Annotated in this window: 11 protein-coding genes; 4 read left to right on the forward strand and 7 right to left on the reverse strand. The window is 69.4% G+C overall.

What is annotated here, in order from left to right:
* Window positions 1-560 precede the first annotated feature (560 nt).
* The 7 genes from K8Z49_RS08650 to K8Z49_RS08680 all read right to left on the reverse strand — a co-directional run bounded on the left by K8Z49_RS08650 (window position 561) and on the right by K8Z49_RS08680 (window position 7378).
* Window positions 561-923, reverse strand: a complete 363-nt coding sequence (locus tag K8Z49_RS08650) for a hypothetical protein (protein WP_412518004.1) — start codon at window positions 921-923, stop codon at window positions 561-563.
* Between the two features lie 15 nt (window positions 924-938).
* The gene (locus K8Z49_RS08655; protein ID WP_412518006.1) at window positions 939-1922 is read right to left on the reverse strand and encodes a class I SAM-dependent methyltransferase; all 984 of its coding nucleotides are present in this window, start codon (window positions 1920-1922) and stop codon (window positions 939-941) included.
* Window positions 1923-2426: 504 nt separating this feature from the next.
* Window positions 2427-3050 (reverse strand): universal stress protein, encoded by a 624-nt coding sequence (locus K8Z49_RS08660; protein ID WP_412518008.1) that lies wholly within the window; start codon window positions 3048-3050, stop codon window positions 2427-2429.
* Window positions 3047-3292, reverse strand: coding sequence for a universal stress protein (locus K8Z49_RS08665; protein ID WP_412518010.1), 246 nt, complete (start codon window positions 3290-3292; stop codon window positions 3047-3049). The genes K8Z49_RS08660 and K8Z49_RS08665 overlap by 4 nt, the downstream gene beginning before the upstream one ends.
* Window positions 3289-3786, reverse strand: a complete 498-nt coding sequence (locus tag K8Z49_RS08670; protein WP_021593762.1) for a flavodoxin domain-containing protein — start codon at window positions 3784-3786, stop codon at window positions 3289-3291. Before K8Z49_RS08670 ends, K8Z49_RS08665 begins: the two co-directional genes overlap by 4 nt.
* Window positions 3783-4670 carry a universal stress protein gene (locus tag K8Z49_RS08675; RefSeq protein ID WP_412518013.1) on the reverse strand — a complete coding sequence of 296 codons (888 nt, stop codon included), beginning with the start codon at window positions 4668-4670 and terminating at the stop codon, window positions 3783-3785. Before K8Z49_RS08675 ends, K8Z49_RS08670 begins: the two co-directional genes overlap by 4 nt.
* A gap of 491 nt (window positions 4671-5161) precedes the next feature.
* The gene (locus K8Z49_RS08680; protein ID WP_412518015.1) at window positions 5162-7378 is read right to left on the reverse strand and encodes a hypothetical protein; all 2217 of its coding nucleotides are present in this window, start codon (window positions 7376-7378) and stop codon (window positions 5162-5164) included.
* 946 nt (window positions 7379-8324) lie between these two features.
* Here K8Z49_RS08680 and K8Z49_RS08685 point away from each other — a divergent pair.
* The 4 genes from K8Z49_RS08685 (at window position 8325) to K8Z49_RS08700 (ending at window position 14538) form a co-directional block, all read left to right on the forward strand.
* Complete coding sequence (locus K8Z49_RS08685; RefSeq protein ID WP_412518017.1) at window positions 8325-8957, forward strand: hypothetical protein; 633 nt, start codon at window positions 8325-8327, stop codon at window positions 8955-8957.
* On the forward strand, window positions 8954-11068 hold the full coding sequence (locus K8Z49_RS08690; protein WP_412518019.1) for a bifunctional polysaccharide deacetylase/glycosyltransferase family 2 protein: 2115 nt from the start codon (window positions 8954-8956) through the stop codon (window positions 11066-11068). Before K8Z49_RS08685 ends, K8Z49_RS08690 begins: the two co-directional genes overlap by 4 nt.
* A gap of 8 nt (window positions 11069-11076) precedes the next feature.
* On the forward strand, window positions 11077-13038 hold the full coding sequence (locus K8Z49_RS08695; RefSeq protein ID WP_412521020.1) for a glycoside hydrolase family 9 protein: 1962 nt from the start codon (window positions 11077-11079) through the stop codon (window positions 13036-13038).
* A gap of 663 nt (window positions 13039-13701) precedes the next feature.
* The gene (locus K8Z49_RS08700) at window positions 13702-14538 is read left to right on the forward strand and encodes an ArsR/SmtB family transcription factor (protein WP_412518021.1); all 837 of its coding nucleotides are present in this window, start codon (window positions 13702-13704) and stop codon (window positions 14536-14538) included.
* Window positions 14539-14633 lie beyond the last annotated feature (95 nt).

The raw sequence follows: 14633 nt of genomic DNA on the forward strand, positions 1-14633 counted from the left end.
CCAACCCCGGAGTGGCAGGCGCACGCAGATCTGATCGCACATCCGGCCGACCAGATCACCGAGAAGGACGGCAGGCGCCCTCGGCGATCGGCGCCAGCGGTCTTGAAGGCGTCTGCTACCGCTTGCCGGAGGCGATAGCACGTCGTCCCGGGCGGTGAAACTGGAGCGGCAGACCTGGGTCTCGGTGCCACCGATCCGCAAACGGACCCCTAGGCGTCGGCGTAGACGAACGAGTCCTACAGGATGTGAAAGCTCAGGCCAGGACGCCAGGGATGGCGCCGCTGGCGGCGAAGAGGGCCAGACCTCGCGGATCGCTGCGGAGATAGCGGAGCGGTCGAAACCCGATCGTCAATTGCCGGCCGATACCTGGAGCTGGCGCCAGCGGTCTTGCTCCGGTTGCCACCGCGTCGCCGATGCAGGACCGATTCGCGTGCGTCCTCCCAGTTCGGTGCGAGTTCGATCAACTCCGCAAGTGGACCTGAGAGGTGCCGGACAGGACGGTACGAGCCAAGGGCCCTGGGTCCAGCCTGAACTTGCGGTTCGTCCCCCTGCTGCCTCCGTCATGTGCTGGTCCGATCGCCGGTTTCGGACTGCTCTTGATCGATGCCTTGCCAGGGGGAAGGGAGCCAGGTCGGGTTCGACCCAGCCGGTGCGAGCTTGCGTGCTGGCCAGTGTCGTTGGGCGGTAGAAGCGGGTGAGTCGGCACTTGTCGAGCAGTGCGGGATGCCGGTGAATTCCACCCACGCCCGGCTGACGGTGGCGTTGCACTTCTGCGGTACTCCGGCATAGCGGGCGGTGCGCTGGATGCCGTCGCTGACCAAGCCGATCGCTGCCGGCATGCCGGCCCGGCAGACCGCCAACCAGGTCAGTAGCAGGTGAGCGCGGTGACCGAAGCGCTCGGTGGCGGCGACCACCTCGGCCATCAACTCGTCGAAGAGCTATGCGGGCTCGGGTGTTGCGGAGCTGGTCGGGGTCATGGGGACACCTCCGCCAAGGCGCGCAGGACGGTATGGAAGCCCGCGATCGATTCCGGGGGCAGACCGCCCAGGGCCTGCTCCTCCAGTTCGGCCAGGGCCTGCCGGATGGTGCCTGCGGCCAGACGGCCGGAGGCGGTCAGATCGAGGTCGACCAGTCTCGCTGTGAGCCACCGGCTCGCCTGCGTACGGCGCTACGCTCCGCCTCACCCTGAGATGAAAGTGCACGTCGGTGGCGTCAGCAGTGGCCGGATTGCCGTGAGGGTCGGTGACGGCGGTCACGGTCAGGTCGGCGGCTGTGACCATGGTCTGGAACGCGGCACGCGTATACCAGTGCAGCTTCCACGGACGTTCGTCGACGACGTCGTCCCCGCCGTGACGGCGTTCATAGCGCAGCAACGTCGTCTGCGTCCGCGCCGCCTCGTCCCGTTCCTCACCCACGACGGCCACCCGAAGCTCGGCGCCGTCAGGTGCGGTCGCCGCGCGTACCTGACCGATCTGCTCGGTCGGCGTCGGAGAGGGGATGAACAGGGGCACCAGGGCGGCACCGTCCTCGGCCAGGTGAGCCCGGATGCTGTGCAAGCACGCCAACGCGGCGTTGTCGTCAGGTAGCAGGGTGAAGGTCGGTCCCGCCAGGAAGATCGCCCGGTAGCGACGTGGCAGATTCAGCGCCTCCATGCGCTGGTGGAAGACGGTGACGCTGATCCCGTGCTCACGCGCCCGGTGACGGAGGCGTTCCAGCATGTCAGCAGAGGAATCGACGCCTTCGACCTCAAAGCCGCGTCGGCGCAGCTCAAGCAATGGATCGCCATCCCCGCAACCCAGCTCTAGCGCCGGCGTGCCGGCTTCCTGGATGAAGGCCGCATAGGGTTCGGCACCTTGCGAGAAGGATTTCAGCGGCCCGTAGATCTCCGCGACAATGCCTGTGTAGAAGTCGGCTGGGTCCACGCCATCACGCTAGATACGCCTCTCCCTCACGGCACTCCAATTTCGAGGAGCGGTCACCGAGCGAGTGGCGCCTCTTCCGTCGCACGACCCGGATCCCGCAACACCGCACTGCGGTGACCGCCGACCAGCGAGCGAACGCCGGGCCCAGAGAAGGATGGCCACAAAGCAGAGCGCCGGCTTGATAGGCGGGAGCGAGCATGTCAGCTCGCGTGGCAGGCGGCGCCACAGCTTGAGCCGGTTGGTGCATCGTTCGAACTTGTCGGGGTCCCGCCTTCGTGACGCGACTCGATCGCGCACGAACTGCCCGGTCCGTCGGCCCGCTCCCCACGTTGCGGAGCCGCTGCGAGCTCGTCCTCGGGATCCGGCTGCCGTCGTCCTCCACTCAGAGTTCCAGGCGGTCTCGGGCGCGTGGGCGTGCCAGGCCATGTTGGACAGTGCCAGTCGAAAGAAGAGGCGTGCGTTGGACACACGCTGGCTCTGAGATCGGCCTCCCAACGGATCTTGTTAGGGGTGTGCGCGGATGACGGTGACCGGGCAGTGTGCGCGGAGCAGCATTGCCTGGCTGACCGAGCCCAGGAGGAGCCCGGTGAAGCCGCCGCGCCCTCGGGAACCGAGGACCAGCAGGTCGGCGTGTACCGAGGCCTCGGCCAAAATCTTTACTGCCCTGCCGTGGACGGCCTCCGGCATCACGACGACATCGGGATACTTGGCCCGCCATCCCGCGAGCGCCTCGCCGAGGACGCGCTCCTCCTCCACCGCGACGACGTCACGGTCGTAGACGAGTGGTCGCATGTCCCCCGGCCCGGTGGAGACCGGCGACGACCAAGCCAGCAGGGCACGCAGCCGCACCCCGCGCAGCGACGCCTCCTCGAAGGCGAAAGCGACCGCGTCGGACGAGCCCGGGGAACCGTCCACACCCACCACGACCTCCCGGTGCACGGAAGGCTTGGAGGCGCGGACGACCACGGCCGGGCAATGGGAGTGGGAGGCGACCTGCATCGCCACCGACCCCAGCACCAGCCCGGTGAGCCCGCCGGCCCCGCGCGAGCCGGTCACCACCATGCGGGCGTCCCGGGCCCGCTCGACCAAGACCTTGGCGGGCTGTCCGCCGGTCTGCTCACCCGTCACCTGAGTCCAGGTACACGCTCCCGAGCGCGGGACACGCCCAGCTCGACGATGTCCCGGCCACCGTCCAGCAACTGTTCCCGGACCCGTGCGGCGCCCGGGTCCGTGGGGACGTCGAACAGCCACGGCGTGACGACGTACACCACGTGCAGCGACGCGCCCCGGCGGGCGGCCTCGTCGGCGGCCCAGTCGATCGCGCGACGGCCGGGCTCCGAACCGTCGTAACCGACCACGATCTCATTCATACGGCTGCTCCCCGCAGCTCGCGGGCTATGTCCGCAGCCCACGCATCGACGCGGTCGCGGTCCCGGTAGTCGCCGCTGGTCCGCTTAGCGATCTTCGAGGCCAGGAAGCCCGTGGCATCGGACGTCAGGCGTCCACCGAAGGTGGTGTGGCCGCGGGCGTCCAGCCGACGGGCGAACTTGGCGACTCCAGGCGCGGGAGGGATCTCCCGTTCTTCGGCGGTATGGTCCAGCGGGCCGCTGCTGAACAGCCACACCGGCCGGTCCGCCAGCGCATCGGCGTGGTGCCGGACGAAGCGCCGCGCCTCGCGGTGCCAGCGCCCCGCGTACAGGGCGCCGCCGACGACGACGGCGTCGTACCCGTCCAGGCTCGTGATCTCCCCGGCCGCACGTACATCAGCCTCCACACCCGCTTGGCGCAGGGCACCGCCGATCCAGTCGGCGATCTCGGCGGTTCCTCCGCGTTCGGAGGCGTACGCCACCAGCACTCGCGTCATGACGACTCCTTCACATCCGGGTCGTGTTCAGGGACGACCGCGACCGGGCACGGTGCCCCGTGCAGCACGGCCCGGGTGACTGCTCCGAGCAGGGTTCGGGGGGACGATCCGATCCCGCGGTCGCCGACCACGAGGAGGATCGCGTCCCGGGCGTTGTCGGCGAGGACACGCTGGGCCCGTTCCAGAACGAACCTCTGCTCCACGGCCACATCGGGAAAATGGGCCAGGGACGGTGCGACCGCGGCGGCAAAGCGTTCCTTCGCCTGCTTCTTGACCACCTGGGGGTCGGTGAACGGCAGCCGCTCAGGTCCGGGCAGCGCGGAAGGATCCCACCACGCGCACACCAGCGTCACCGAGGCGTCCCGCAACCGCGCCTCCTTCAAGGCGAACCGCAGTGCCGCCACACTGGCCGGGGAACCATCGACGCCCACGACGATCCGCCGCGGGCCTTCCGCGCGCCCAGCAGCGGGAATGACGACCACGGGACGGTCGGCATGCGCCGGGACATGCACGGCAGTGGATCCGAGCGGGAGGCTGCCGAAGCCGCCGGCCCCCCGCGCGCCGATCACGACCAGCGAGGCGTCCACCGATGCTTCAAGAAGCGCTCCAGACGGACTGCCCTTGACCAACAGGGGCCGCACGTCCAGGCCGGGGACCGTCTCCCGCGCTATCCGGACACCTTCCTGCAGCGTCGCAGCACCCATGGTCCGGACGCTCTTCAGAGCGTCCTCATCCTCTGGGCGCGCCGGATAGTGCCAGCTCCAGGCGTGGCAGACCCTCAGAGGCACGCCGCGCAGAGAGGCCTCGGCCGCCGCCCAGCACAGCGCACGTTCAGCGGCCGGTGGAGCGTCGAACCCGACCAGGACATCTCGTACGACCATCATCGTCACCTCCTCGCCTCCGAGCCTTGCCGCCAGGGAACGTGTCTTTCAGAGGCGTGGGTCGCTGATGCGAAGGACTTTCGGCCCTGGGTCCCGTCCACGAACGGGCATCTACCATCGCTGCTGGTAAGCGACTCGGGCAGATTGAGGAGCTGACTACCCACCACAAAGCCGAGATCGTGAAGTCTGAGGACGTCAACGGGGTTTGCCTCCCGGCGTGTGGCTTGCTGCTGATCGAGGCGCGGCAGGTGGTGGGCCTTGAGCAGGGCTTTCGCGGTGGCGTGTGTCGCGGGCATTGCACGATCTCTAGGAAGGTCGCGGCGGATCTGGCGGTGGCGCACACGCTGGGCGGAGACTGCGTGACCGACATGGCCCCGTCTGCAATCCTCGCCGGAGTTGTTCGGGCCGGTGGTCTTGGAACCGACGGGTGGCACACATCGACACATGCCCCGTGTCCTTTTGCGCTCGTTCTCGTGGTGAGCAGGGCTCGGGCACTACGCGCCGCAGCGAGCCTCGCGGCATGTCAGTAGGAAAGTACGGAAATCGGCCCGCTTCCCGTCAGCTGGCCTGCCGTGCCAGAGCACCCGCGGGCGGCCGTCCCGCCCCACGGTCACATCAAGGGTGCCTGGTAGGAAACCGGCCGAGAACGCACCGAGGTCGACGGTATCCCGAGCAGAACAGTCGGCCACTTTGCAGGCGATCAGGACGGCCCTCCTGCGGGACGTATCGAAGGTGGCGATCAACGGCAGCCCGTCCGGTCCCAGAACCAGATCCGGCGCGTCGGAGGGGAGCCGGCCGGTGAGCGTGCGGACGTCGACCGTGGCGCAGTCGGGAGTACGGCAACGCGCGAAACGCGCGCTTCCGGTTTTCGCGTCCCGGTAGACGAAGACCGGTCGGCCGTCCTGCGGGACCGCCATCTCGACGCCGCCCATCCAATAGAAGCGGTTCGGCCGCGATGTCTCTCCTTGACGCCATCGTGGCGAACTCGGGGCGACCGGGTGTCGCACGACCGTGTTCCGGCAGTCGGGGTCACTACAGCTAAGAAGGGTGACGGCGCCCGACCAGTAGTCCTGGTAGGCGACGACCGGACGGCCTCCCGCGCCGACGGCGACCACGACCTGTTCGTGGTCGGGGTAATCATGTTCCGGGACCGCGACCTCCGTCAGAGTCCGGGACTCGGCACAGGCGAGGTCGGCACAGCGCAGCAGATGCAACGTCCCTTGCCGATCCCGCCGCTCCGTTTTGTCGAAAGCCGCGACCAGCGCACCCTGCTGAGAGGAGGTGATACCGACGGTCACGGCTTCGAAGTCTCCGCTCAACAGGACCGGAGCCTCATCCGGATCGATGCATCCCTGGGCCGTGCACCGCCTGAGCTTGAGCTGATCTCCCCTGCTCCCCTTATCCCACCGCTGGACGAAGACCCAGCTCCCGTCCGGTAGGACCGCATACGTCGGAACAACACCGACATCGCCGGGGAATGTGGACACGGACGTGCTCCGCGTGCAGTCCAGATCAGCACAGAGCCGAGCTCGGCCGCCGGACGTCGGCCACATCAGCGCGCCACCGCCTCCCAGCAAGGGACCGGGCAGGATCTGGTGGGAAACGGCATCGGAGCGAACGGGCTGCTCTTGAAGATCTGCAATCCCTTGCGGATTGACCTGCGGATACTTCTCAGAGAGAAATCCGGGTGCGACCAGCGCCGGAAGTGTCAGCGCCGCCAGGAGCAGTGTGCGCGCACGGCGCCGCCACGGTATCGAGGCGCCCTCGGGGAACTGTGAGGTGACCAGTCTGAGAGGTATCGCGGACGGGACGACGCGCGATCCCCCACCCTTGAAAGCAGCAGAGGAAGGTTCGTCCGGCCACCACTGGTCCAGGGCGACCACCGTCAGAGCCGTCCCCTGCAGGATTGCGCCCACGGCACCACAGGTGATGGTCACGGTGATCTGGACCAAGTTGAGCTCGTCTCCACTGACCCGTGCAACGAGCCACGACGCACAGGCTCCGGGAAGCAGTGGCAGGGCGACCACGACCGCCATCAAGCGCACGAACATGCGCCCTCGCCTGCCCTCGACGATCTCCAGGGTCCGGGGGAACGCCTTGAACGGCCCCGTCCCTTCAAGGACCACGGTCGCGACGGTCAGCGGCAGCCTCCACAGAACCACCATGACCAGGCCCAGAACGATCAGGCCGGTCCACGAATGTCCCGTCTTGGCGGCGACAAAGCCGGCCAGCATGAGCGACAGCGCTGCGATGGCCACCAACACGGTGAAGAGCACCAGCAGGGAGCCGGACCGCCGCAACACCAGACTCGCCGCCCGCCCTGGACGAAGGGGGCGGCCCAGCAGCGAACCCGCCGTCACGGCCACGGCCATCGCTACCAAGGCCAGGTGAGCCGTTGCGAATACCAAGGCCGCCACGAAGGCCGCGACCATAAGGCCTCTCGTGGCCTCGTACGTCTCAAGCCGGCCATCGATGATCAGGAACCGGTCGTTTAGAACCAGCAGGGAGACCGTTCCGACCAGAATCACCAGAGCAACGTTGACCAGTACTGTCGGCACCAGCAGTGAGGCAAGGTTCGCCAGCAGGTGCCGCCTCAGCAACACCACCACGGCCTCAAATTGCGGCGCCCTGAGCTCGGGCGCTCTGTCCTCCGGACCGGTGTCGGCGCTCTCATCCGAGAAGTCGTACTCGGGACTCTCTTGTTTCTCCATCGAGAACTACTGCCCGTCCACAGCCTCGGGGTCAAGACTCATCCTTGGCGAGGTCAGCATCCCGCAGCGTGCCTACCGGCGACCCCGTCATGATCAGACCGGGAGATCACTCCCCCGGTTCCATCGACTCTCGCCCCGGTCCGGCCCTACCGGATGGAGATCTCCACCCGCATCGGGTCCGACCACATAATGGTGATCAGCTTCCACTCGATCACCTGCCGCCGGCCGTCCTGATCTGCGAGCAGGGCGTCAATGTGCTGGTATCGCACTTCGGGTCGAAGGCTGGTAGAGAGCCCGGACGCTCGCCCGCAGTTCCCTCACCGCCCGCGGCTCGGCGGACGCGAGCCCCCAGACCGCGCATCCCGTCCGCCTATGTGTCCGCGCGCACCAGGCAGAACCAGACGCCGAGGCGTCATGCAACAGGGTGTCGATTTAGGTATCGACCAGGGTGCCAACCGTGGTCAGGACCTTCCGGTTCTGAGCGTTCTTCAGCTTCGGGTCCGGCCCTGGCCGCGGCCCGAGTTCCTCAGCGGGCGGTTCGAGAGCCCGGGGGGACCGACCCGATGCCCACGATGATGCGGCACTTTATTGGAATCCGCTTCTAAATGTTCGCGGACCTTTGGCCCGTTCCGGCCACCGCACCTGGAGGAGGCGGAACGAGGAATGCCGTTAATGGATCTTCGAAAATCCCCTCTTTATTACTCTGAACGAAGAACGTCCTCAAGTTCGGCTATGTCCGGAGTGTCACCGCAATAGGACGCTGACCTGGGAAGATCCCCAGACCAGGACGGCGGATACAGGTAGTGACCGTCCAGAAGTGGCCGTGGATCAAATGCGTCCCAGGCACACGTGGAAAACCCGGGGATGCGGCCGCCAATGGCAATTCGAATGGTGTTCTGCTGCTAGGTTTCCGCACAGGGGGAACTGTTTCCTGGGGAGTAGCAAAATGCCCGACAAGCAAGAAATGATCGATTCGAGGGACCGTTCCGCTTCGCCGGTCTTCGTGGATGTGACGGGGCGCCGCCGCAGGCGCCTGCGCCGACTCGGCTATGCGGCCGCGGCCGTGTGCGGGGGCTACTCGATCATGATCGGCATCAGCCTGATGGGCGGACCGGTCAGCCCGCAGACGCTGCTGCCGAAAATGGTCGGGGGCGGCGAGACCAAGGTCACGCCGAGCTCGAAGCACCGGCCGCCGCCCGACGACGGCCCCGGGGCGCTTCCGCCGCCCCGGCCCTCCTGGCCCGCCCGGACGCCCGGAGCTCCGCCGACGGCGCCCCGGGCGTCCGGGAGCACGCCCTCCGGGGCCGTGCCGTCCCCGTCGGCACCCGATGGGCGGCGCACCGGGCCGCAGGCCCCGACCAGCTCGCCGGCCACACCGCCGAGCCGGTCGGGCGGCACTCCGCCGGCGACGCCGCCGACGGACCCGCCGAGCCCGCCCGCGAGTCCTCCGGAGACCGGCGACCCGGCCGGCGTGGACGAGCGGCGCGACACCGTCGAGGCCGAACCGCAGGCGGCGGCCGCCACGCCCTCCGTCGCCGGAAGCGACCCGACCGCGCCCGCGGCCGGAGCCCAGGGGTGAAGGCGGCCGTCCTCGCGCCCCTGCGTCCACGATGGCTGCTGACGGTCATGGCGTCCCTGGCCTTCGCCTGCGTGCTGTTCGCCCACGGCCTGGTGAACGCGGAATTCGGCGCGGACGGGAACGCGGCCCCGCCCGGCAACTCGGCGACGGTCCCGCAGAACGTCCGGGCGGGCGGGCCCATCATCGGCGCCGGCGCGAAGCGATGGCAGTTCCGCGTACCGGACCGGACGGTCATCCTCACCTTCGACGACGGTCCCGACCCGGAGTGGACGCCGAAGATCCTCGATGTGCTCGACCGGCACAAGGTGCACGCCTCGTTCTTCGTCGTCGGCTCCAAGGTGACCGAGCACGCCGGCATCGTCGAGCGCATGCACAGGTCGGGCCACGAGATCGGACTGCACACGTTCACGCACTCCGACCTCTCCACGGTGCCCGGCTGGCGGTTCGGCATGGAGCTGTCGCAGAGCCAGCTCGCGCTCGCCGGAGCGACGGGCGTGACCAGCGCGCTCGCGCGGCCGCCCTACTCCTCCACGGCGGACGCGGTCGACGACAACCAGTGGAGGGTGCTGCGGGGCCTCAGCGACGACGGTTACACCACGGTCCTCACCACGCTGGACTCCAAGGACTGGCAGCGTCCCCCGGTGAGCCGGATCGTCGCCAACTCCACCCCGGCCGGCCACCGCGGCGAGGTCATCCTGATGCACGACGCGGGCGGCGACCGGTCCCGCACCGTCGCCGCGCTGGAACGGCTGATCCCGCGGCTGCGCGCGCAGGGCTACCGCTTCGCGACCACCGCGGAGGTCATCGGCGAGTCGCAGGCGAACCCGCCCGCCGCGCGCGGCCAGCACTGGCGCGGCGTCCTCCTGGTCGGCATCGTCGGGGTCGCGGGCGCCGTCGTCTCCGTCCTGGCCCTGATCCTGCTGATGGTGGGGGCGCTGATGGTCGTGCGGCTGCTGCTCATGGTGGTGGTGGCCCGCCGGCACGCACGCATCCGGCGCCCGGGGCGATGGTCCTGGGGGCCGCCCGTGACCGAACCCGTGTCCGTGGTCGTCCCCGCCTACAACGAGAAGGAGTGCATCGCCGACACGATCCGGTCCCTGGTCCGCGGCACCCATCCGGTCGAGGTGATCGTCGTGGACGACGGCTCCACGGACGGCACCGCCGACGTCGCCGAGTCGCTCGCCCTGCCGGGCGTGCGGGTGATCCGGAAACCGAACGGCGGCAAGCCCTCCGCCCTCAACGCCGGGATCGCCGCGGCCCGCTGCGACCTGGTCGTGATGATGGACGGCGACACCGTGTTCACCCGCGACACCGTGCGCCGGCTCGTCCAGCCGTTCGCCGACCGGCGGGTCGGCGCGGTGGCCGGCAACGCCAAGATCGCCAACAGGAACTCGATGCTCGGCCGGTGGCAGCACATCGAGTACGTCATCGGTACGAACATCGACCGCCGCGTGTACGACCTGCTGCGCTGCATGCCGACCGTTCCGGGCGCGGTCGGGGCGTTCCGCCGGTCGGCCCTGCGCAGGGTCGGCGGGGTCAGCGACGCCACCCTCGCCGAGGACACCGACCTGACCATCGAGATCATCCGCGCCGGATGGCGGGTGGTGTGCGAGCCGTCCGCGGTCGCCTATACCGAGGCGCCCTCCACGATCGGCCAGCTGTGGCGGCAGCGGTACCGCTGGTCGTACGGGACGATGCAGGCGATGTGGAAGCATCGGCGCGCGGTGTTCGAACGCGGTTCGTCCGGGCGGTTCGGGCGCTGGGGCCTGGCGCATCTCGCCCTGTTCCAGGTGACGCTGCCGCTGCTCGCGCCGCTCGTGGACGTCCTGCTCGTCTACGGCATCCTGTTCCTCGACCCGGTCAAGACGATCGCCGCCTGGTGTGCCGTCCTCGGCGTCCAGCTGGCGGGCGCCTGCTACGCCTTCCGCCTGGACCGCGAAAAGGCGCGCGTACTGTGGGCGCTGCCCGTCCAGCAGATCGTCTACCGGCAGCTCATGTACGCGGTCCTCATCCAGTCGATCATCACAGCGGCCGGCGGCATCCGGCTCGGCTGGCACAAGCTGCAGCGCACCGGCGGCCTGGACGCCCTCGTCAGCCAGAACCGTTCGTGACGCCTCCGATGGGGAACCGCAGCAGGTCCGTTCCGCTCATCCTGGGCGGCGCCGCCCTGCTCGCCGTACCGTGTTGCCACACCTCGGGCGGCGCGGGCCCGCCGGGCCCGCGCCCGCCGTACTCGGCCTCGCCGGCCCCGCCCGGGCCGGCGGGGCCGGACCGGGGCGCCCGAATACGCCTCGACCAGGTCGGCTACCTTCCGGACGAGTCCAAGCGGGCATATCTGATGACGGCGGCGACGCCGACCGGGCGGATCCGCTTCAAGGTCGAGAACGCCAGGGGGCAGACCGTTCTCACCGGGACCCCCGGACGACGCACCGGCTCGTGGAACGCGGCCTTCCCGTCCGTGCGCGTCCTGGATCTCACCCGGCTGACGGATCGGGGCACCTACCGCGTGGCGGTCAGCGGCCCCGGCGTGCGGGCGCACTCCCCCTGGTTCCGGGTCGGCCCGGCCGCGGAGGTGCTCGGGCCGCTGCTGCCCCGGCTGCTGCGGTTCTTCCAGGCCCAGCGGGACGGCCCCGACGTCGTTCCGTCGGTGTTCGGCCGCCGGCCGTCCCATGCGGCGGACCGCGCGGCCACCGTGTACCGGCCGCCGCGCCATCGCAACGGTGAACTGGTGGGCGGGCTCGTCCCGGTGCCCGGCGCCGCGACCGTCGATGTGTCCGGCGGCTGGGCGGACGCGGGCGATTTCCTGAAGTTCACCACCACCGCGTCCTACTCCGCCGCCGTCCTCTACTACGCCTACCGCGCGGTGCCGTCCGAGCCGGCGCTGGCGGCCGAGGCCGACCACGGCCTGAAGTGGCTGGACAAGATGTGGGACGAGCGGACCGGCACCCTGTACGCGCAGGTCGGCATCGGCATCGGCGGTGCCGGGTACCTCTCCGACCACGATGTCTGGCGGCTGCCGGAAAGCGACGACATGCGGCGGGTCGGACGCGGCGACCCCGGATACCTGCTGCGGTACCGCCCCGTCTTCCGCGCGGCCGCCCCGGACGCGCGGATCAGCCCGAACCTCGCCGGCCGCGTCGCCGCCGCGTTCGCGCTCGCGGCGCAGATCCGCGCCCGGGACGACCCCGGGGCCGCCCGCCGCGCACTGGAACGGGCGGCGAGCATCTATGCCCGCGCGGACACCGCTCCCGGCGAGGGCCTCGTCACCACCTTCCCGCACGAGTTCTACCCCGAGACGTCCTGGGCAGACGACCTGGAGTTCGGGGCGGTGGAACTGGCACGGGCGGCACGGGCCCTCGGCGATCGCCGGGCCGACGGCTGGCTCCGCCAGGCGGCGCACTGGGCCGCCACCGTCCTCAGATCGGACGAGCAAGGGCCTCTGGGCATCAGCGATGTCAGCGTGCTGGCCCACACCGACTTAATCGAAGCCCTCGACCAGAGCGCCTCGAACCTCGGCATCGGCCGGGACGAACTGGTGGCGGCCTTGAAACAACGGCTCGACGCCGCCACCGCGAAGGCCACCCGCGATCCGTTCGGGGCGGCCGCGGACCCAACCGTCTCCGACTCGGCCGCGACCGGCTTCGGCCTGGCCAGCACCGCCCTGCTCTACCGCCGGGTGAGCGGCGACACATCCTACGACGCGATCGGCACCGGGCAGCGCGGCTGGGCCCTCGGCGCGAACGCGTGGGGATCGTCGTTCGTCATCGGCGCCGGGACCACCTATCCGCGCTGCCCCCAGCACCAGGTCGCCAACCTGACCGAGGGCGCCGTCCTCGAAGGAGCCGTCGTCAACGGCCCCAACGCCGCCGCGGCCTTCCGGAACACGGACGTACTCGACGACATGCGGCCCTGCGCGGTCCCCGGTTTCGCCCAGTACGACGGACGCGGCAGCCGGTACATCGACCAGATCGGCGCCTGGCAGAGCATCGAACCAGCGGACGACTACACCGCCGCAGCGATCCTCACAACAGCCCTAGCAACCACCCTCGCCCCACCGACCAGACGCCCCAGACGCAGGTGAAACGGGAGCTGACCAATTGACCTGAGACGCTGTGCTCCGGTAAACGGTCCAGGTCCCCGCCGTCACCCCATGCCCCCCGCCAAAGCAGCAGCCCAACAATGGGGCCACCCCATATATTGCCCACCAGGACCAGCGCCGCCGCCTCCATGGCCTCGCCCGCCACGGCAGCAACACGGCGTTCCCGCCCTCGGCATCATCGCGAAAGCCGGGGTACAGCACGAACTTCACCGAACCTGGCGAACTCCACTTCAGAACGCCGTCTTCGATGAGGAATGCGCGGCCGGACTGGTCTGAGCAGCCGGGGTCCGGAGGCCGATGGGCAGCAGCACAGAAGCCGTTCCGGAGCCGGACGATGGATCTCTGACGCCGAGGCCGCCGAAACCACCTTCATCCGTTCACCTCCGTGAAGACTCCAGGTGCCGTGGCCCATACCAGGACGCGACCTCGTTCACTAGCGTGGTCATCGCAGCTGGGCATTCGGAGGGCGAAGTGCTGCGTGTTCATTTCACGGATCGGGATCTTGCGCGAGTTCACGTGGCCACGACGTTGGACCCCTTGTGGGAAACGTTGCTCGGGCTGCATCAACTGAGCGCGCCAGGTCCTGGTCTACCGGTCTTCGCACCCTGGCGGCGCCGTGCCCGGGAGGCGTTGGGGGAACAGGGCGTGCTCGGTGCAGCGCAGATGCTGTCCGCTCTCGCCCCGGCACGAGCGAGTTACTGGCCGGACCTCCTCACCCCCTCCGAGTCGGCCGACGGGCTTGAAGCCGGCTTGGAGGCCCTGCGGTCGACGCCGCAGCGAAGGATGAAATACGAATTGGCCCGAGCCGCGCAGAGGCGCCGACTGCCCTCCTGGTGCGAGCAGTTGGCCACTGACAAGCAGCGACTGGAGGACGTCGCGGAGGCGTTCCGGGTGGTGTATCGCACGATCATCGCGCCCGGCTGGGCCGAGCCGGCGATGACCACCGAGACCGATCGAGCCATACGTACTCGCGCACTGCGCGACAGGGGCGTCCACGGGCTGCTCCACTCCTTCCGGCCGATGATGGACTGGCGACCACCCGTCCTGCATGTGCGCTATCCGATGCCCCTGGAAATCCACCTGAACGGCCGGGGTCTGCGCCTGATCCCTTCGCATTTCTGCTGGCGCATCCCCGTGTCGTTGGCAGACCCGGAGTTGCCACCGACCTTGGTCTACCCGGTCGAACACCCGACGTCATGGGCCCCCGCCGCCACCCGAGCCCGCACTCCCGAGGCTCTTGCCGCGCTACTCGGCCGCACGCGTGCCCGTGTGCTGGCTGCGCTGGAGACCACGGCGACCACCGGCGAACTGGCCCGGCGTCTGGGCATCTCGCCGGCGTCGGCCAGCGAGCACATCGGAGTACTCAGGGACGCCGACCTGGCGCACAGCCAGCGGGTCGGCGGGTACGTGGTCCATACGCTCACACCACTTGGCACCGCGCTGCTGCTGGGCGAAATTCCGCCGGCTCCCCAGTGGGACTGACGATTTCGGTCTGGACCGAAATCGCTCGCGGCCGTGCGACCTCATAAGCAGACTGAGGCCACATCTCACCGGGCAACGGCGGAATCAGGGGCTTG

Origin of the sequence: Actinomadura madurae (genome assembly GCF_047130825.1) — a bacterium.
In the GTDB taxonomy this organism is placed as follows: domain Bacteria; phylum Actinomycetota; class Actinomycetes; order Streptosporangiales; family Streptosporangiaceae; genus Spirillospora; species Spirillospora madurae.